The organism is Candidatus Njordibacter sp. Uisw_002 (genome assembly GCF_047730155.1).
In the GTDB taxonomy this organism is placed as follows: domain Bacteria; phylum Pseudomonadota; class Gammaproteobacteria; order Pseudomonadales; family Balneatricaceae; genus Njordibacter.
In genome coordinates this window covers 93065-113493 of the sequence record NZ_CP159832.1, presented here as the reverse complement: position 1 = coordinate 113493, position 20429 = coordinate 93065, and the positions used below count along the sequence as shown (strand labels likewise).

17 protein-coding genes are annotated in these 20429 nt (G+C 45.0%); 7 read left to right on the top strand and 10 right to left on the bottom strand.

What is annotated here, in order from left to right:
• Positions 1-57: 57 nt before the first annotated feature.
• From rho to hemC, 5 genes are all read right to left on the bottom strand, one after another.
• A complete protein-coding gene (gene rho / locus ABXT42_RS00550) occupies positions 58-1317 on the bottom strand; it encodes a transcription termination factor Rho (protein ID WP_443628434.1) in 1260 nt (419 codons plus the stop codon).
• Between the two features lie 155 nt (positions 1318-1472).
• Positions 1473-2672: a heme biosynthesis HemY N-terminal domain-containing protein gene (locus ABXT42_RS00545; protein WP_443628433.1), complete on the bottom strand. Its 1200-nt coding sequence runs from the start codon at positions 2670-2672 to the stop codon at positions 1473-1475.
• A gap of 3 nt (positions 2673-2675) precedes the next feature.
• Positions 2676-3908, bottom strand: coding sequence for a uroporphyrinogen-III C-methyltransferase (locus tag ABXT42_RS00540; protein WP_443628432.1), 1233 nt, complete (start codon positions 3906-3908; stop codon positions 2676-2678).
• A gap of 94 nt (positions 3909-4002) precedes the next feature.
• The gene (locus ABXT42_RS00535) at positions 4003-4782 is read right to left on the bottom strand and encodes a uroporphyrinogen-III synthase (protein ID WP_443628431.1); all 780 of its coding nucleotides are present in this window, start codon (positions 4780-4782) and stop codon (positions 4003-4005) included.
• Positions 4783-4789: 7 nt separating this feature from the next.
• On the bottom strand, positions 4790-5716 hold the full coding sequence (gene hemC / locus ABXT42_RS00530; RefSeq protein ID WP_443628430.1) for a hydroxymethylbilane synthase: 927 nt from the start codon (positions 5714-5716) through the stop codon (positions 4790-4792).
• 164 nt (positions 5717-5880) lie between these two features.
• On the opposite strand from hemC, the gene trmB reads away from it, so the two are divergent.
• Positions 5881-6585, top strand: a complete 705-nt coding sequence (gene trmB / locus ABXT42_RS00525; protein ID WP_443628429.1) for a tRNA (guanosine(46)-N7)-methyltransferase TrmB — start codon at positions 5881-5883, stop codon at positions 6583-6585.
• A 3-nt stretch (positions 6586-6588) separates the two neighbouring features.
• Here trmB and ABXT42_RS00520 read toward each other — a convergent pair whose 3' ends face one another.
• The gene (locus ABXT42_RS00520; protein ID WP_443628428.1) at positions 6589-7764 is read right to left on the bottom strand and encodes an oxidoreductase; all 1176 of its coding nucleotides are present in this window, start codon (positions 7762-7764) and stop codon (positions 6589-6591) included.
• Between the two features lie 226 nt (positions 7765-7990).
• Between ABXT42_RS00520 and ybaK the strand changes: the two genes are divergently transcribed.
• From ybaK to ABXT42_RS00490, 6 genes are all read left to right on the top strand, one after another.
• A complete protein-coding gene (gene ybaK, locus ABXT42_RS00515) occupies positions 7991-8455 on the top strand; it encodes a Cys-tRNA(Pro) deacylase (protein WP_443628427.1) in 465 nt (154 codons plus the stop codon).
• Positions 8456-8807: 352 nt separating this feature from the next.
• Complete coding sequence (locus tag ABXT42_RS00510; RefSeq protein ID WP_443628426.1) at positions 8808-9323, top strand: hypothetical protein; 516 nt, start codon at positions 8808-8810, stop codon at positions 9321-9323.
• A gap of 93 nt (positions 9324-9416) precedes the next feature.
• The gene (locus tag ABXT42_RS00505) at positions 9417-10025 is read left to right on the top strand and encodes a glutathione S-transferase family protein (protein WP_443628425.1); all 609 of its coding nucleotides are present in this window, start codon (positions 9417-9419) and stop codon (positions 10023-10025) included.
• A 65-nt stretch (positions 10026-10090) separates the two neighbouring features.
• Positions 10091-10633, top strand: coding sequence for a hypothetical protein (locus tag ABXT42_RS00500; RefSeq protein WP_443628424.1), 543 nt, complete (start codon positions 10091-10093; stop codon positions 10631-10633).
• 77 nt (positions 10634-10710) lie between these two features.
• Complete coding sequence (locus ABXT42_RS00495; RefSeq protein WP_443628423.1) at positions 10711-11325, top strand: hypothetical protein; 615 nt, start codon at positions 10711-10713, stop codon at positions 11323-11325.
• A gap of 155 nt (positions 11326-11480) precedes the next feature.
• Positions 11481-12758 (top strand): MBL fold metallo-hydrolase, encoded by a 1278-nt coding sequence (locus ABXT42_RS00490; protein ID WP_443628422.1) that lies wholly within the window; start codon positions 11481-11483, stop codon positions 12756-12758.
• Positions 12759-12829: 71 nt separating this feature from the next.
• Here ABXT42_RS00490 and ABXT42_RS00485 read toward each other — a convergent pair whose 3' ends face one another.
• The 4 genes from ABXT42_RS00485 to gltB all read right to left on the bottom strand — a co-directional run bounded on the left by ABXT42_RS00485 (position 12830) and on the right by gltB (position 20345).
• Positions 12830-13168 (bottom strand): 5-carboxymethyl-2-hydroxymuconate Delta-isomerase, encoded by a 339-nt coding sequence (locus tag ABXT42_RS00485; RefSeq protein ID WP_443628421.1) that lies wholly within the window; start codon positions 13166-13168, stop codon positions 12830-12832.
• Between the two features lie 41 nt (positions 13169-13209).
• Positions 13210-14283 carry a uroporphyrinogen decarboxylase gene (hemE, locus tag ABXT42_RS00480; RefSeq protein ID WP_443628420.1) on the bottom strand — a complete coding sequence of 358 codons (1074 nt, stop codon included), beginning with the start codon at positions 14281-14283 and terminating at the stop codon, positions 13210-13212.
• A 139-nt stretch (positions 14284-14422) separates the two neighbouring features.
• Positions 14423-15859 (bottom strand): FAD-dependent oxidoreductase, encoded by a 1437-nt coding sequence (locus tag ABXT42_RS00475; RefSeq protein ID WP_443628419.1) that lies wholly within the window; start codon positions 15857-15859, stop codon positions 14423-14425.
• Positions 15860-15902: 43 nt separating this feature from the next.
• Positions 15903-20345, bottom strand: a complete 4443-nt coding sequence (gltB, locus tag ABXT42_RS00470) for a glutamate synthase large subunit (RefSeq protein WP_443628418.1) — start codon at positions 20343-20345, stop codon at positions 15903-15905.
• Between the last annotated feature and the right edge of the window lie 84 nt (positions 20346-20429).

The window sequence follows — 20429 nt, the reverse complement described above, 5'->3', positions numbered from 1 at the left end:
ACTGTATTAGGTGACTACATTAGGTAGCCACCTTTATTCATAATACTAAATAATGTCTTACTTACGCTTCATAGACATGAAGAACTCTTCGTTGGTTTTAGCACCTTTAAGCTTATCCAACAAAAATTCAGTCGCTTGGCCATCTTCCATAGGATCAAGCAATTTACGCAAAATCCACATGCGCTGCAGCTCTTCATCACGAGTTAATAGCTCTTCACGACGAGTGGAAGACTTACGGATGTTGATGGCAGGGAATACACGGCGCTCGGCAATTTTACGATCCAAGTGCACTTCTGAGTTACCTGTGCCCTTAAATTCTTCAAAGATCACTTCGTCCATCTTCGAGCCAGTATCGGTCAATGCTGTAGCAATAATGGTAAGGCTACCGCCTTCTTCAATATTACGTGCCGCACCAAAGAAACGCTTAGGGCGCTCTAATGCATGGGCGTCAACACCACCGGTTAATACCTTGCCAGAAGAAGGGATTACAGTGTTGTAGGCACGAGCCAAACGAGTGATTGAATCCAAAAGGATGACCACGTCTTTTTTGTGCTCTACCAAACGCTTGGCTTTTTCAACGACCATTTCAGCTACTTGCACGTGACGTGAAGGTGGCTCGTCAAACGTGCTAGCCACTACTTCGCCACGCACAGAGCGCTTCATGTCGGTCACTTCTTCAGGACGCTCGTCAATAAGCAACACGATCAAATGACAATCTGGATTATTACGCGTAATGGAATGCGCAATATTTTGCAGCATCAAGGTTTTACCAGCCTTAGGTGGGGACACAATCAAGGCACGCTGGCCTTTGCCCATTGGCGCTGTTAAATCGATGATACGGGCCGTTAAGTCTTCACTAGAGCCATTACCAAGCTCCATGCTTAAACGTTCCGTAGGGAACAAAGGTGTTAGGTTTTCAAACAACACTTTATGCTTTGCTTGTTCTGGTGGCCCATAGTTAATGCTGTTCACTTTAAGCAGGGCAAAATAGCGTTCGCCATCTTTGGGTGGACGGATCTTACCGTCTATGCTGTCGCCTGTGCGAAGGCTAAAGCGGCGTATTTGGCTTGGCGAGACATAAATGTCGTCCGGCCCTGCTAAATAAGAAGCGTCTGCTGAGCGCAAGAAGCCAAAGCCATCTTGCAATATTTCTAGCACACCTTGGCCAAAAATATCTTCGCCACTTTTAGCATGACGTTTAAGAATGCTAAAGATACATTCTTGTTTACGAGACCTAGCTACATTATCGAGACCCATACCTTGGGCAATTTCAACAAGTTCAGGCATTGTTTTAGTTTTTAATTCAGTTAGATTCATAAGTAATAAGCGAAGGGGCGTCAGTGCGCGCTAGCGAGGAAAATGAAATTAGTGGAATAGTCAGGCTAAGTTAGCCGGTAAAAATACAGCCGATTAAGACAGAAGGTCTTGCTGGATTGCTTACAGTCTGTATTAAGCGGCGCCAACTGTCAACTTTAAAATACGCTGGATAAGCGATAATGTTCTATAGCAGCATCAACATGGCCCATTTTATACTGTAATCGAGCCATTTCGGCATGCGCCTCTTTGCTGGCTTGCAAGCTAATACTGGCTTGCAAATAGTCTTGGGCTTTGCCCCAAAGCTCTAAGCCACCGCATAAGCGGCCTAATGTGAGCTGCAAGGCTGCACTGTCTTTTGCAGAGGCTTGCCAAGCTTCTGCTTGTTTTAAACTTTTAGACAAATCTGCTAAAGGCAGGTGTGCATATTCAAGCACTAGCTCATCTGACCATTGCTGCTTGAGTGTGTGCTCTATGAATGTTTGTGTTGTAACGGCGCTATCGCCCTCAATACGGGCCATCGCTTTAGCGTAGCTCACAATACTTGGGGTGTGATTAGTCACACTTTTAGGGGCTTTTTTCCACAAGGCTTGGAGCTGGTCTAAGCTGCTTTTTGCTGCACTACCTGCTTGGTTTTGGCTTGTACTAAAAGCACGCCCATAGGCCAACTGCTGCTGCTGAGCTAGCTGTTCTTCACTTAGCTGATTACAACTACCCACCACCTTTAATAAACTAATCAGCTCGGGCCACATTTGCTGACGCTGTAATAAATCTAGCAGTAGCTGATTGGCTTCTGCATGTTTAGGGCTAAGCTTATGCAGGCTTTGTAATGCGCCAAGAGCACCTTCATGGTCACCTTGATATAAACATATTTCGCAAAGCTTTAAATAAACTAACTGCTGAGCATCTGGAAATTTGGCCACCAGTTGATTTAACACTTTACGTGCTTCTTCCATCTTGCCCTGTCTACCTAGCGCTTGAGCCAGCGCTGGCAACACTACAAAGGGCTGGTCTGTGGTAGAGGATATTTCAGCAAATTTTTTTTGTGCGCGCAAGTTTTGGCCATCAGCCAAAGCTAACAACCCTAAACGTATTTGAGCTTGCATGCGTTTGGTGCGGCTAGTCTCTTGCCATTTGCCGATTACTTTAAAGGGCAAATTGAGCGAAGTAACCAATCGTAGGCTAAAAGACATCACCACAAATAGCAGAACAATAGCTGCTAGTAATATCCAAATGCTCATTTCCACACTAGTGTCACCCCAAGCTAGTAACACATAGCCTGGATCTATATTAGCTAAAGCACCTAAACCTGCACCTGCAATTAACACCGATAAGATGACTAGGATGAAAAAACGCATGAGTTATTCTCCCACCAATGGCTGCGCTGGAGTGTCATGCAAGGTCGCAATAAAGCCTTGCAACGCCACCAAAGATCCACTGATATTGGGCATATTAACCAACACTTTTACTTCACTTAGTTCGTCAATTGTTTTATTCATGGCCTTAACCACCGCGTCACTTGGGCGGTAGTACTGGGTTAAAAGCTGCTGCACACCTTCCAAGGATTGATCATAAATGCCTTGTTGGCGGCGCAAAAGAGCCACCTGCGTTTGGCTTAACGCCATTTCAATACGCATGCGCACTAAAAGCTGCGCCGCTGGAGTGAGTAATTGTTGGTCTTCTTGTGTGCGTGATTGCACTTTAACCAGCTGCTTTAGCTCTGAGAAAATACCAGCACTGGCACTTTTAGTGCCAAGCCATAAAGACTCACTCCATGTAACACCCTGTGCAGAAGAAACCGGTAGAGTGCTATCTTGAGTAGATTGTACTGCTTCAACCGCCACCGCCTCACTGCGAGGGGGGATAAAGGTAAGCTTAGATGCCAAAGAAGATAACGCTGCAAGCTGGGCATACACCCCTTGCACATCCACACTTGGCACTGCAGTAAGGGAAGCTAAATCTAGGGCAATGGCACGCCTAATGCCATAGGTGCCTACTTGCTCGCTGTCTCGTATGATGATGTCAGCAGCGCTAAGCAAGGCAATAGCTGATTCGCTAGCTTGCTCCATGGCTAATCTTTGGTTGGCTAGACGCAATAAATATTCTGCTTCTGCTAACTGCCACTTAGGTAACACTTGGCCCTGATCTAATTGTGCTTTTGCCATGGCTTCTAATGCCACTACAAGGGCATCATCCATGGCCTGTTGATTATTTTTTATATCTGTTTGTTCGGTTTTGATATTGCTAAGTGCTGCAGCATTGGCAAGCGTGGCGTCATCTAGCTTTTGTGACAAAGATTGCTGCTTTTGTTGCCAATTTTCTAGGGCTTTAGATTGGCCGCTTTGGCCTGAGGTAAGCTGCGCCGTGAAAGACTGAGTTTGCCACTGCAAATAACCCAAGCCTGCCACGGCTGCGATTAATATTAGCACAAGCAGCCACAACAAACCTTGCTTAGCTTGGCCTGCTGGCTTTGTTTTTGATGCCGTAGCACGATCTGCTGGTTTGGATACTTTAGCTGTTTTGGTGGCGGAAGATTTGAGACCCGCGCCTTTTTCTAGCGTTTTGCTATTAGCGTTATTTTGATCTTGTGTCACTGCGTAAGCATCCTTTTTTGTGCGGCCGTAAGGCCTGCTTTCACTGCATCTTACCACTTGTTTTAACACTTGTATTAACTACAGGGCAAGGTGCTTATTTTTGTATCGGTAACAACATTGATTGTAGCAAAGTATCGCACATAGATTGGTTACTGGCACTACTGCTAGTGAGTAATACACTATAGCCTAATGCACGGGCTTGATCTGCCACCCGCATGCTTGGTAACACCAACACGATATTGTGTTTATCACACCAGGGTTTATGCGCTAATAATGCGTCAAAATTTTCTAAGGTTTCACCGCTTTGTAAAATCACTGCTTGTGGGGCAAATTCATCCACTTGCAAAAGCTGCAACGCACTTAACTGTGGCATTTTGCGCTGGTAGCACTGGGCATAGTCTACCTTGGCGCCGGCTGCAGTTAAGGCATCTGACAGTGTTTGCCTACCCCCTTGACCACGCACTATAAGCACTTTGTCATGCATTCTAATTTGAGGTAATAAATGGGCAAGCAAGGCTTCACTGGTGTCTCCTGTTGCAGGCCTACCGGCGTCAATTCCCGCAGCCACTAACATGGCTTGGGTAGACTCGCCCATGCCCCACCAGTTGACGCCCACAGGCCATTGAGGCCAATAGTCTTGTACTAAGTCTAGCCAATGTTGCGCAGCATTGGTGCTGATCACAATCACATGATCAAAAGTAGATAGCTCCATAGCCAAACGTTTACTTTGCAAACCATCTTCACTTATAAGCTGCACAGGCTCAATGGCCAAGCAAGGCAAATGCTGAACTTGGAAACCCTGCTTTTGCAGCAGCTCTACCATGGCTTTGGCTTGCGCAACGGGACGTGTGACAAGCACCTTTATAGCGGTCATAGGCTGCTTACTGATCGGCGTAAATAGCCTGCAGAATTTCACCAGCACCTTGTGCTAATAGATCTTCTGCAGCTTGGATGCCAAGTTGTTCGGCTTGTGCGCGCGGGCCTCTGATTTGGGTAGTGAGCACACGGCTACCGTCTACCTCACCTACCAAACCACGCAGCCACAATTGATCACCTTCTAGCTGCGCAAAACAGGCAATAGGCACTTGGCAACCGCCTTCTAAGCGTTTATTTAATGCTCTCTCTGCGATCACACGATCTGCAGTGTCTGCGTGGTGCAAGGGTGCAAGTAGCGCCATAGTTTGGGCATCATCCACACGGCACTCCACACCCACTGCACCTTGCCCACCCGCTGGCAAGCACTGCTCATCTGTTAAGCGTGAACGAATGCGCTCGTGAAACTCAAGGCGCATTAAGCCCGCACTGGCAAGAATAATGGCATCATATTGGCCTGCATCTAGCTTGGCTAAGCGGGTGTTCACATTACCGCGCAAATCTAATAATTGCAGATCAGGCCGCAGCGCTTTTACTTGTAATTGGCGACGCAGGCTTGAGGTGCCCACCTTAGCACCTTGCGGTAAATCGTCTAAGCAGGCGTAGTGATTACTTACAAACGCATCACTTGAATCTTCACGTTCACAAATAATAGACAAGCCCAAACCTTCAGGGAAATCCATTGGCACATCTTTCATAGAGTGCACGGCAATGTCTGCACGGCCCTCTAACATGGCATGCTCTAGCTCTTTTACAAACAAACCCTTACCGCCTACTTTAGCCAAAGGCACATCTAAAATTTTGTCGCCTTTGGTTTTCATTCCCAAAATCTCAATGATGATGCCAGGATGATGACGCTCTAATTCTGCTTTAATAAAATAAGCCTGCCAAAGGGCAAGCTGGCTTTCACGAGTGGCGATGCGAATGGTTGTCATAGGTAAGAAAATCATTAAATATTAGAAGATGATGTAGTGTACCAAATTGCTCTGCTTTTTGTGTGAGATAGTATGTAATATAGACATCATCATCATGCTGATTTATTCATCAGTAATAGGTAAAATGATCACCAAGCAGCCCCATATCTACTAAGACTTTATTTATGTATTCTGATTTAACCCCTGATATTGAAAACCCACGCCGTATTCGCAGCTTTGTAAAACGTGCAGGCCGCATGACGCCCTCGCAAGAACACGCCCTAGAGCACTATTGGCCATTGTATGGTTTAACCTTAGATAAAGGCCCACTAAACTTTACTGAGTTATTTAGCAATGACCACCCAGTGATTATGGAAATTGGTTTTGGTATGGGCGACTCGCTTTCTACCATGGCCGCCACCATGCCAGAAAATAATTATATTGGCATAGAAGTGCATCGCCCAGGTGTAGGCCGACTGCTTAATAACCTAGCCACTCAAGAGCTAAGTAATGTGCGCGTGTTTTGTGATGACGCCATTGAAGTGATGGAACAATGCATTAAAGATGACAGCTTGGGTGGGGTGCAACTATTTTTTCCAGACCCATGGCACAAAAAAAAGCACAACAAGCGCCGCATAGTGCAGCCTAGTTTTGCGCAAGATATTCGTCAAAAACTTAGCGCAGGTGGTGTATTCCACATGGCCACAGATTGGCAGCCCTATGCAGAGCATATGATGGAAGTGATGGAGCCTGCGCCAGGCTATAGCAACCAAGCGGGGCCACAACAGTATTCACCACAGCCAGACTTTCGCCCTAGCACTAAGTTTCAGCGCCGCGGTGAAGGTAAAGGCCATGGTGTGTGGGATTTAATGTATCAAAAAGACGCTTAACACCTATTGGTTAAAGCGCTTTAGCCAGGGCACACAGCGCAATTTGTCGCGTTGCTCATAAATAGCTAGAGCATCAGCGGGGCTTAGAGCAAAGTCATCCTCATAGCCTTGGCTTAACGCGCTAATTCTCATGGTGTACCACGCCGTTATGCCACCCTGCGGCGTTGATTCAAAACTAGGGTAGCTTGGATCACTGGGATCTTTGGCTAGCCATAGGTTAGCCACATTGGGCTCTACCACTAAAGCCCGCGCCAAACCTACGATATCTACATGCCCACTTGCCAAGGCATCCGCGGCTTGCTGGTGATACTTAAACCCGCCCGTTAGCATGAGCGGGATATTCGTTGCCCCACGTGCTTGCTCGGCAAAGCCCAGAAAATAAGGCCCACCACCGCCACCGTCAGAGCTAGACTTAGTGCCCGGGAAATAAGTACCGCCGCTAATTTCGATTAAATCTACTGAAGTGCCATCAAGTATACGTACAAACTCCAAGGCGTCGGCTTCTGTTAGCCCGCCCTCTAGCATGTCTGAAGAATTGATCTTGATACCGATAGGGAATCTTGGCCCTACGGTTTTGCGAACTTCATTAATAATATCAATGATAATGCTAGAGCGAGCTTCAATAGAGCCACCATAGTTATCTTGTCTAGAGTTAAACAAAGGCGAAAGGAATTGACTAAGCAAAAATCCATGGGCAGCATGAATCTGCACGCCACCAAAGCCTACATTTTTTGCAAAAAGCGCTGTTTTTGCATACATTTTAGGTAGCTGCTGCACCTCATTCACCAGTAAACCCCTGCACTGTATGCCTGACACATCCAATGCCGATGGGCCTACAGGCTGGCTAATAGGTGGGTGAGAAAGCGCCCCCGCATGGCCCAACTGAGCCCAAATATGTGCGCCATTAACCGTGGCTTTTTTAACCAGCGTTTGTAGAGCTTTTTGGTGTGATGCATCATGAAATACCAAATTACCTGGCTTTTCTGGATAGCGAGCATCACCTTGCACTTCGCCTACGATAGACAAGCCAATACCACCTTTTGCCCAGCGCTCATATAGCTTGGCTTGGGCTGGTGTAGAGTCACCTTTGCCATTTGCCAAAGAGTCTGACATAGCAGACTTTGCCAACCTGTTTTTTAATAACAGGCCGCATGGAAGGTGTAGTGAGCTTTTCAGCAAGGTGGTATTAATTTTTATATTCCTTATCAATCAGATATCAAACATTCTTAAACACCATTATATCGTCTCACCTCACCACCAACAATGCCTTTTAATAATGCCATAGTGGCTGCGCTGTAATGTGATGCTTGAGCCTCGATTCCTAAGCCACTTAGGGGTAACATGTAGGCTATAGTTTTGGCCCACCAGCACTCAGCAATACTCACCAATAAGTAGCAAAAAATCCATGACTCCAGCCATTGATCAGCTTAAAAAACTAGGCATAACCCATAGCTTGCATGAATACACACATGATGCGAGTGCAGCTTCCTATGGCTTGGAAGCCGCCACCAAACTAGGCGTGAATGCAGACATCGTGTTTAAAACCTTAGTAGTGGAAACCCATACCAATACCCTAGCCGTAGCTGTGCTGCCTGTGGGCCACCAATTAAACTTCAAGCGCATGGCCAAAGCCATAGGCGCAAAGAAAGTAAGCATGGCAAACCCTGCCGCAGTAAGCCGCAGCAGTGGCTATGTGCTGGGCGGTGTGAGCCCTTTGGGGCAAAAGCGCCCATTGCCCACGGTGATAGATGAAAGCGCTCTAAGCCATAAAAGCATGTATGTAAGTGGCGGCCACCGCGGCCTAGAAATAGAACTTGCTGCACAAGACCTAGCCACTGCCACAAACGCCAAATTTGCTGGCCTTACCTAAATAAAACCCACTACCCACACCCCCTCTGTAATACAACACAGCGCTTAAATACTGCTGTGGATAAGCTCGCCTAAATTTCTATTCATAAATATAGGGATAATTCTTAATTTGCATTATTACTATAAGTTGCATATTATTAGAATAGTATGGCCGTATCTGTAGTAATGAAATTGTTACAAGTTAACAAGCAAGCGAATAGTTATGCTGGTTTTTATTATTAGAGATTATTAAAAAACATGCAGGCCCAAAAAGTCTAGAGTTCTTATATAAATTAAACTCTATAGTTGCTCCTTCTATGAAATTATCAACACACAAAGGCATATTACAAGGCAATTAAACATAAGGAAAAATTATGGATTTAGACCCTAGGATTCTAGTAGGAGTCATAACTTTTATTGCAGTGATCTTGGCTAGCATAATAAACAATTATGTTGGATTCTACTTGGCGAGAATTAAAACCGAAGGAGATAAAAAGTTATCTGAACTACAAAACATCAGATACCAAAGAGAGCAAGCATTGAAAAATCTATACCTTTTATCAACTAGGCTATCATTTTCAAAGGCAGATATGGCTGAAGGTAAAGACGATCTAAGGTGGTTTAACGACAACTATGATTCAGCAAACGAACTAATCGCCGAACTAATGATGTCATTTTCTTTATACTTTCAAGAATATAAAAAAGATTTTAAGCCTCTGCTAGGTGAGGCTGGCTATTATTGGAAGTGTTATAAGGATCATCTTTCATCAGAAAAAAAAGACTATGACAGCCCTTGCTCAAACTTTCAGCGTTCGCTTCAAGCATCACTAGCCTGCACACAGATAATTGATAATTTGATGCTAAACCTAGAAGTCACTAAAAACACTTAACAAGTTTAGTCAGTAAGACAATTATGTCGTCACTTGAAAAAAATCAACAGCAAAATTGCGTCAGGTAAGGGCGTTAGTCCTATGGAGATAACGATGAAATTGTATGGACACCCAGACTCAGGGCATGCGTTTAAAGTTAAATTTTTCTTAGATTGGGTTGGGGTAGATCATGAGTATGAATGTATTGATATATTTTCTGACCGAAGCACAAGAAGCGCAGATTTTTTAGGCACATCAAAATTTTCTGAAGTGCCAACTTTAATTGATAATGGACAAAGTTATATTCAGTCCAATGCCATTCTTGCTTATTTGAGTAAGAGGTTTGGACTTTTAAATGAAACCAATAACAAAAAATGCTTCGAATGGTTGATTTGGGAAGCAAATAAAATTGGAATGTGTCTTCCACAATTAAGAGCTCATGAGAAATTTTCCAATAAACACCCCCAGTTTCGGCTGTCGCAGGGTGCCTATGATTGGCTATATGGCAGGTATAAGAATGACGTTAATGTGTTAGACCGTGAACTTATGGATAAGCCTTATATCCTAGGTGAGCAAATCAGCATTGCAGATTTTTCCTTGTGTGCATACTTGATGTATGCAAATGAAGCACAAGTTAAAGTGCCTACAAATGCAGAAAGCTGGTTGGGAAGAATTCGAGAGCAAAAAGGGTGGCAAAACCCATACGAAATGTTAAGAGGCTAACGAGTTTCGGCAGTGGTTAGCGCTCTGCCACTGCTAGCGACATTAAGCTGCAATTAAGGATTACAATGAGATTTTTCATAATAATATCAACGTTACTATTTTTAAGTTTATGGATATTATCGAGCTTATACTACATAGGGGTCATTGAAATCCCATTTTTAACATTGAAGCTCCCTAATTCTACAGCTGAGCTTGGTGATTCGATGGGCTTGTTAAACGGTTTGTTTTCATCAATTACTGTGGTTCTGGCTTTGATTGCAATTATTTATCAAAATAAAGAATTACGAGACTCAACAAAAGCTCAAGATGAGCAAGCTATTGCACTAAATGAGCAAGCTCTTGCACTAAATAAACAACTCTTGCAGCAGCAAAAATATTCAGAGATCCAGTTAGAAAAACAACAAATTTCTAATAAAATTATTGCTCTAGCAGCACGACAAAAGTTTATTATTAGCGAAGCTAATAGGCTTTCAGAAACAATTATAGAACTACATGGTAGTTTTGAACAAAAGGAGTTATTTAATAATTGTGTTTATAAGAAGTCTAGACTAAGGGAAGAAGCAAATAAAATAGATGAAGATATGAAATTTTTACTAAGAATGGCCTAAGAAAGTGGGCCAAAATCGCTCCTCCATACGCTTGCTGCGCCCGGACCGTACAGCGGCGTTATGTGTGAAAAGAACATATGACCCAATTCCACGCTGAACACTTGCGCCCACTAGTGCATATGCAAGCTCCTGATCCCAGATGGAAATCCTTTGGGCGCTCCACACCAAATGGTATTGAGTCAATTTCTCTCGAACGATACGCAAAACCCATTCAGGAGATATGCCTTAATGGTGAAGTCCCAGAGGCTGTAGTGGTTCATTTCGAAACAGCAAAGAATCTTGCGCTCTTCGCTTGGCACGTATACAGATTTATTCCAGTAGCAGAGTTACATGCATTCATTTCCATAGAGTTCGCACTTAGAGAAAAAACTGGTAATAGAAACGCTCCGTTTAAAAAACTACTTCAACGTTCTATTGATGAAGAGTGGTTATCCAACGAAAAATTTTCACAGTGGCAAAGAGTTACAAAACATAAAGCCTTTCGGTATAAGCAAGACGTTGAATTGGCTAAGGTACTCGATACTAAACCACCAGAAGAGCCACAATACTGGGATTACTTAACAGTATTAAAAGAGCACATCCCTTACTTTAGAAACACATACGCTCACGGCAGCTCCAGTATCTCTCCATGGCCATACCAAACGCTGGAAGATAGTGCAGAAATAATTAATCAACTTTATTCGACGGGCTAATCTCATTCACAATCGTGATCTTATCGTCAAAAAATACATAACAAATACAGTTAGTAAGGAAACACCCATTCATCACCACCCACAATATATTATATAATTTTCTGCTAATATATAAGAAACAGTAATCACCTCCTCTAATACGGGCTACATTACACATGAAAAAATTATTGCCTTTGCTTTGCCTACTATTGGCCTACCCTGCGCTTGCTTTAGATGCTGCCCATAAAACCATTAGTGATATTTCCGCTGATGACATAGCACAGCTAATCAAAAAAAGCCCTGATACCCTGCTTATTGATGTGCGAACACCCTCTGAAATACAGCAGCTAGGCACCATAGGCTTATATCAAAATATAAATATTCCCAGAGGTTGGCTTGAGTTTCGTGTAGCAGACTCTGCGCCGTCTTTTGATACGCCCATAGTGGTTTATTGTGGCACCAATGCGCGCAGCCCCGCGGCTGCAATTACACTAATGGATATGGGCTACACCAATGTAAGCAATTACAGTGGAGGCTATGTTGACTGGCAAGAAAAAGGCTTTGACGTATTTAAAGGCACACTAGATAGCAGCTCACTTTTGTATCAACGCCCTCAAAAAGTGGTTGATGGTGTTTACTCTGCCATTGGTGCCCCGCAGCCGCCTAGCTATGAAAACTCGGGCCATAATAATAATTTAAGCTTTATAGTGGCTGATGATGCTGTGGTGGTATTTAACGGCGGCGGTAGTTATTTACTGGCTAAAGCCATGCATGAAGAAATTAAAAAAGTGACCCACCTCCCCGTTAAATACCTAGTTTACGAAAATGCACAGGGCCATGCTGTGCAAGGCGGAAGCTACTGGAAAGAGCAAGGTGTAGAAATTATTGCCCATGAAAACATGCCTGAAATTTTGGAACACTCCTCAGTAGAAGTGATCACACGGGCGAAAAATAGCTTAAAAGATAAATACTTTAAATCACATTTAGTAATGCCTGACCGCACCTTTTCAGATCAATACATTATTCCAGTGAAAGGCAAAAAAATTGTATTAATGCACTTTGGTAACGCCCATAGCCCTGATGATATTCAGCTATGGCTACCTGAAGACAGCCTCTTAATCTCTGGAGACTTTGCTTTTAATGAGCGATTGCTGCCTATTCTAGAGCATACTAATATTAGAGAATGGATAGGAAACTGGGATAAATTGGTGGCATTAAATCCACAGATAATTATTCCAGGCCATGGTGGTGTGACAGATTTAGACACTGTCACTTATTACACAAAAGATTATTTGAGCTATATGCTTGAGCAAGTGGAAATAGTTTTAGAAGAAGACGGCGAATTAACTGACGCCTATAACATAGATCAATCTGCGTTTATGCAGTGGAAAACTTACAGGCAGCTGGCCCTAAGAAATGCAGCCACTATATTTACAATGTTGGAGTTTGAATAGCTCAAGGTTTCACTCAGCACAACTGACGCGCTGGCCATTGGCTGGCGCGCTAATGATGCAAAGGCGCAATACTAGTCAGTAAAAGTAACGTAGGTAGGGTCTAGGTCTACTACTTGTGCGCTCATGGCTGCAGAGGTGATACCCATATCAATCAAACCTTGCACTATCATGTTGCTTAGCTGTTGCTTTTGGTCACCTGTGCGGCCTGCCATAATGTGTGATGTGGCATGGATAAAACGATCTGAGCCGGTGCCTGCAATATGGTGATCATAGCCTGTGCAGCGCACTTTAATGTGGTCTGTTTCAAACAAACCAGATTTTACATGGGCATCAAACACACACCTTAACAGCTGGGTGGGTGTCACACTGCTGCTAAGTTGGTTAGAAATTTCTATGACACAATGTGGCATGTGCGCTCCTAATAGTTGTTTTAAGGGTAGCCTTGTTGCGCTTAGTGATACTGACCACTTTGATCGTGCACAGCATCAACGAATATTTTGGCACTTTCTGGGTCTACAAACTGATGAATACCATGGCCTAGGTTAAATACATGGCCATCGTTTTTACCAAAGTCTGCCAATATACGGCCTACTTCTGCCTGTATGGTAGGTGCATCTGCATATAATACACATGGGTCCATGTTGCCTTGCAGTGCTACTTTGTCGCCTACACGATCACGTGCTTCACTGGCTTCTATGGTCCAATCTAAACCTAGTGCGTCTGCGCCAGTAGCTGCCATAGCTTCCAGCCACTGCCCACCATTTTTGGTGAACAAGATCACAGGCACTGGCCGGCCTTCAGATTCGCGAGTAAGGCCGTTCACAATGCGCTGCATGTAATCGAGAGAAAACGCTTGGTAGCAAGGGCCACTTAAAATGCCGCCCCATGTATCAAATATCTGCACTGCTTGCGCGCCTGCTGCAATTTGGGCATTTAGATAGCCAATCACAGAGTCTGCCAACACACTTAACACTTGGTGTAATAGCTCTGGGCTCTTATACATCATGCCTTTGATATGACGAAAGTCTTTACTAGAGCCGCCTTCAATCATGTAGGTGGCTAGTGTCCATGGGCTACCCGAAAAACCAATCAGTGGCACATCGCCAGATAAAGCCCCACGAATAGTGCTTACGGCATTCATCACGTAGCCTAAATCTGCATCCATGTCTGGCACTTTTAGTGCTGCAACGTCGGCTTCGGTGCGTACTGGCTTTTCAAATTTAGGGCCTTCGCCTGCTTCAAAATATAGCCCTAGGCCCATAGCGTCTGGCACTGTGAGTATGTCTGAGAATAAGATAGCAGCGTCTAGGTCGTATCTACGTAGCGGCTGCAAAGTCACTTCACACGCAAAGTCTGCATTCTTACATAGGCTTAAAAAGTCGCCTGCCACTGCCCTTGAAGCACGATATTCTGGCAAATAACGACCCGCTTGGCGCATCATCCATACTGGAGTGACGTCGACAGGCTGGCCCATAAGAGCACGTAAGAAACGGTCGTTTTTTAATACAGGTTTGGTAGCAGACATAGGGGGCAATTAGCCTTTTTGGATATATTAGATATAGGTGCTAATGATATAGATCACCTGTGTAATTGTCACGGTTTGTGGCAAGTATACAGGTGATCTAAAGGTGATTTTCTATGGCTTTTACAGTTTACTTACAAGCTTAAACTTGTAGGTAATCTAAAATACCATCAGCGGCTCTGCGGCCTTCATCAATGGCAGTCACTACTAGGTCTGAGCCACGCACCATGTCGCCACCAGCAAACACTTTTTCATTGGTGGTTTGAAAAGCATAAGTTTTAGCCACTAGGTCTGAAGTGCGCGGCACTTTTACAAGGTCGCGATCATCTAGCTGCACGCCTGCATCTGCCATCCATGGTGTTGGGCTTGGGCTAAACCCAAAGGCTACGATCACGGCATCGGTAGCTACAATCTCTTCACTGCCTTGCACTATCACAGGGCGGCGGCGGCCATTTTCATCAGCTTCGCCTAGCTCAGTAGTGACTAGCTTGATGCCGGTTACCTTGCCATCTTCACCCATAATCTCAACAGGTGAGCGATTAAATAAGAACTGCACGCCCTCTTCTTTAGAATTGGCTACTTCTTTAATAGAGCCTGGCATGTTGGCTTCATCACGACGATAAGCACAAGACACAGTGGCTGCGGCTTGACGAATGGCTGTGCGGTTGCAGTCCATAGCAGTATCACCACCACCTAACACGACTACTTGCTTGCCTTTTAGATCGATAAAATCAGCAGGATCTTTTTCAAAACCCATACGGCGATTGATATTGGATATTAAATATGGCAAAGCTTCATGCACGCCTTCTAAGTCTTCCCCTGGAAAACCACCACGCATAGATTTGTATGTGCCCATGCCCATAAATACAGCGTCATAGTCTGCCATTAGCTGATCTAGAGTAAGGTCTTTGCCTATTTCCATGTTCAGCTTAAACTCGATACCCATGCCTTCAAATATCTCACGGCGCTTTGCCATAACGGGCTTTTCTAGCTTAAATTCTGGAATACCAAAGGTGAGTAGGCCACCAATTTCTGGGTGACGATCAAATACCACAGCAGAAACGCCGCCACGCGCTAGCACGTCAGCACAGGCTAAGCCTGCAGGGCCAGCACCTATGACAGCTACTTTTTTACCTGTTGCCACTACATGGCTTAGGTCTGGCTTCCAGCCCATGGCAAAGGCAGTGTCGGTGATATACTTTTCTACCGAACCAATGGTAACAGCGCCAAAGCCATCGTTTAAGGTACATGCACCTTCACACAAACGGTCTTGTGGGCATACTCGGCCACACACTTCTGGCAATGAGTTAGTTTGATGACATAGCTCTACGGCTTCTAAAATATTTCCTTCAGACACCAGTTTTAGCCAGTTGGGAATGTAGTTATGCACTGGGCACTTCCATTCACAATAGGGGTTGCCGCACTCCAAACATCGATGTGCTTGGGGTTTGGCCTCTACCGGTGTAAAGGATTGGTAGATTTCGGCAAACTGGCGTTTACGTAAGTCTGGATGCACTTTCGCTGGGTCTTGACGACCTACGTCAATGAACTGGAAATGGTTTTCTAATCGCTGAGCCATAATAGCCTCGTATACTTGGTAATGTATTTTTTAAAAGATCGAATTATTCAGTCTTAGTTCGGGTGTTCGACATAAGCTGCTGTAAGTTGGCAGCTTTAGGCTTAACCAACCAAAACTTGCTGACATAATCTTCAAAATGACGGCTTAATTCTCTGCCCCAACGGCTGCCCGTTGCTTCATGGAAATCATGCAAAATAGAGCGCAAATAGCTGCGATACTCTTCCATGTTCTCACCACGAATGCGGTGAATTTCTACCAGCTCGCTGTTGTATTTGTCCACAAAGGTGCGGTCTACATCTAATACGAATGCAAAACCACCCGTCATACCTGCACCAAAGTTATAGCCTGTTTCACCAAGCACAGTGACCACACCACCTGTCATATATTCACAGCAATGATCACCAGCACCTTCAATGACCGCATGAGCTCCCGAGTTACGCACTGCAAAGCGCTCTCCGGCACAGCCTGCTGCCATTACGCTGCCGCCTGTTGCTCCATACAAACAGGTGTTACCCATGATGGAAGTAATGTTAGATTTAAAGCTAGACCCTTTAGGTGGGAATAAAACTAGCTTACCCCCTGCCATGCCTTTACCTACGTAATCGTTAGCATCACCTTCTAAGTACATGTTTAAACCACCGGCGTTCCACACACCAAAGCTTAAGCCTGCAATACCCTTTAGATGCACTTCTAGTGGATGTTCAGACATGCCATTGTTACCGTGCACTTTAGCAATAGCTCCAGATATTCTGGCACCTACAGAGCGGTCACAGTTGGTAATATTGAAGCTATACGTGCCACCTGTAGAGTTGGCAATGGCGTCAGCCATTTCATCCAACATAGTTTGGCTCATAGCGCCTGGGTCGTATGGCGGGTTGCTAGCCACCTGGCAAGTGTTTGGCTGGCTTGGGTCGATGCCGTCTTGGCTTAACAAAGGCGATAAGTCTAAGTTGCTCTGCCTAGGTGTAAGCCCACCACTGATCTCTAGCAGGTCTGTGCGGCCTACTAGCTCTTCGATACTGCGCACGCCTAGCTGCGCCATTACTTCGCGAGTTTCTTCGGCGATAAAGGTAAATAGGTGCTTTACCATTTCTACAGTGCCGCGAAAGTGATGATCTCTTAGTTGTTCATTTTGTGTGGCCACTCCTGTGGCACAGTTATTTAGATGGCAAATACGTAGGTATTTACAGCCTAATGCCACCATGGGCAAGGTGCCAAAGCCAAAGCTCTCTGCACCTAATAATGCCGCTTTCACTACGTCTAAGCCTGTTTTAAGGCCGCCGTCTGTTTGCACTCGCACTTTGCCACGTAGGCCATTGCCGCGCAAAGATTGATGAGCATCAGCAAGGCCAAGCTCCCATGGAGAGCCGGCATAGCGAATAGAAGTCAGTGGGCTAGCAGCCGTGCCGCCGTCGTTACCAGAGATAGTGATAAGATCTGCATAAGCTTTAGCCACACCAGCAGCAATGGTGCCTACACCTGGGCGTGAAACTAACTTCACTGACACTAGCGCTTCTGGGTTCACTTGTTTTAAGTCAAAAATAAGCTGGGCCAAATCTTCGATAGAGTAAATGTCGTGGTGTGGTGGTGGTGATATTAAAGTCACACCGGGCACAGAGTAACGCAACGTCGCTATCAGATCGTTTACCTTGCCCCCTGGTAGCTGACCACCTTCGCCTGGTTTGGCGCCTTGGGCCACTTTTATTTGTAACACTTCTGCGCTCACTAAGTAGGCAGGTGTTACGCCAAAACGGCCCGAAGCGATTTGCTTAATTTTAGAGCGCTTGTTAGTGCCATAACGTGCAGGGTCTTCACCACCTTCACCAGAATTAGACCTTCCACCTAGCTCATTCATGGCCATAGCCAAAGACTCATGGGCTTCTGGGGATAATGCTCCTAAAGACATCGCCGCACTATCAAAGCGTTTAAATATTTCGCTTAAAGGCTCTACTTCGCTGATATCAATCGCATCAGATGACTTGAGCTTAAGTAAGTCACGAAGCGAGGCAACACCACGCTCATTAACTAACTTGGCATATTTTTTATACACCCCATAATCACCTGTTTGCACAGCAGCTTGAACGGTGGTGATGATGTCTGGGTTATAGGCGTGATATTCACCACCATGAATGTATTTAAGCAGGCCACCTTGTTGTATAGGCTTACGATCTATCCAAGCTTCAGCGGCGAGCACTTGTTGGTCTGACTGGAAGTCAGCAAATTTTGCACCTTCTATGCGGCTAGCCACACCATGGAAACAAAGGTCTATAATAGGGCTGCTTATTCCTATGGCTTCAAATAACTGTGCGCCACGATATGAAGCGATGGTAGAGATACCCATTTTAGACATGATTTTAAGCAGGCCTTTGTTGATACCTTTGCGATAAGACTTATGGCAATCTACCGGATCCCCAATAATTTCGCCAGAGCTCACCATGTCGTTAATCACGCGGTAGCTTAGGTATGGGTAAACGGCTGTAGCACCAAAACCAATTAACACGGCAAAATGATGAGAGTCTCTTGCACTGCCTGTGTCCACTACAATGTTGGCATCGCAACGCAACCCAGTGTTCGTTAGGTGATGATGCACTGCACCGGTAGCCATACTAGCTGGGATAGGCAATTTGCCTTTTTCAATCTCACGATCACTAAGTATTACTATGCCAACACGCCTACGCACAGCTTCTTCTGCTTGCTGGCAAACGTCTTTAATAGAGGCCTCTAAGCCTACTTCAGGGTCGTAGTTCAAGTTAATGGACTGCACCTTAAAGCCAGGCACGTTCATGTTTAATAAGTTGGTATATTTACTGGCCGACAATATGGGCGAACCTAACACAATGCGCTTAGCTAGCTCTGGGCCTTCTTGGAAGATGTTACGCTCTTTACCTAAACAGGTTTCCAACGACATCACTACAGCTTCACGCAATGGGTCTATGGGTGGATTGGTCACCTGAGCAAATTGCTGACGAAAGTATTCATAAACTGAACGCACACGGCTAGATAACACTGCCATAGGAGTATCATCTCCCATAGAGCCTACAGCTTCTTGACCTGTTTCTGCTAATGGGCGAATCACTTGATCACGCTCTTCAAAGGTCACTTGATGCATTTTCATGTGACGCTTTAATTCACCTTCTGTGAAGTCTTCAAAAGACTGCTCTTCATCTAAGGTGCCTTCCAAACGGATGGCAGACTTGCGCAACCACTTCTTATAAGGCTGAGACGCCTTAAGGCGGTCATCAATGTCTTTAGTGTGCATGATTTCGCCGGTATGAGTATCTACCGCCAAAATTTGCCCAGGGCCTACGCGACCTTTAGCCACAACATCTAGCGGGTCATATTCAAAGGTGCCAATTTCAGAGGCAGTCACTAGGTAATCATCTTTGGTCATCACCCAACGTGAAGGGCGCAAACCATTGCGGTCTAATAAGCACACCGCATAACGTCCAGTATTTAATACCATGCCAGCAGGGCCATCCCATGCTTCCATATGCATAGAATTATATTCATAAAAGGCACGTAATTCTGGATCCATCAGCTCATCGTTTTGCCACGCTGGCGGCATAATCAAACGCAAGGCACGAAATACATCCATACCACCCAACACCATCAGCTCTATCATATTGTCCATGCTAGATGAGTCTGAACCTGTGGTGTTTACCACGCCTTCAAGCTCTTGTAGCTCTGGAATAAGCGGTGTTGCTAATACATTTTGACGGGCTTTAGCCCAGTTACGGTTGCCTTCAATGGTGTTAATTTCACCATTGTGGGCTAAAAAGCGAAAGGGCTGGGCCAGCGGCCAACGCGGCAATGTGTTGGTAGAAAAACGCTGATGAAAAGTACAAATAGCCGTTTTTAATGCTGGGTCGCCTAAGTCTTTATAAAACACCGGCAGATCTACCGGCATCATTAGGCCTTTATAGGAAAGCACACGGTGGGATAAGCTACACACATAAAATTCTTCATCTGAAGTGAGTGCATACATGGTGGTTTTACGAGCTACTAATAAGCGCGCTTCTAACACTTCTCCCCGAAGACCTGGGCTGTTTACAAACACCTGCTCTATGCGCGGCTGGCAGTTTGCGCCAATAGGCCCAAGGCAAGAGGGATCTACTGGCACTTCACGCCAGCCCACAACTTCAAGGCCATTATCTTCTATAGCTTGATTCAATACATTACGCGAGTGAGCAGCTTTGTCTTCATCTTGGGATAAAAACACCATTCCCACACCATAAGACTCTGTCAGCTCTTCTGAAAAGTTATCCTGTGCAACACGACGCATAAAATCGTCTGGCATTTGTAGCAATAAACCACACCCGTCGCCGGTTTTACCATCAGCGGCTATGCCACCACGGTGGGTCATACAGGTAAGTGATTCTATCGCTTTTTGCAATAAGTCATGGCTAGGGTCGCCGTGCATATGTGCAATAAGACCAAAACCACAATTATCTTTAAATTCTTTGGGATTAAAAAAGCCAGCGCTCATCGTATCTTTCTCGCTAATCTACGGGGCTTCAAGCCACCGGGGTGTTAACAAGTGCTAGATGAACGCTTTAGAAGAAACAAGGAT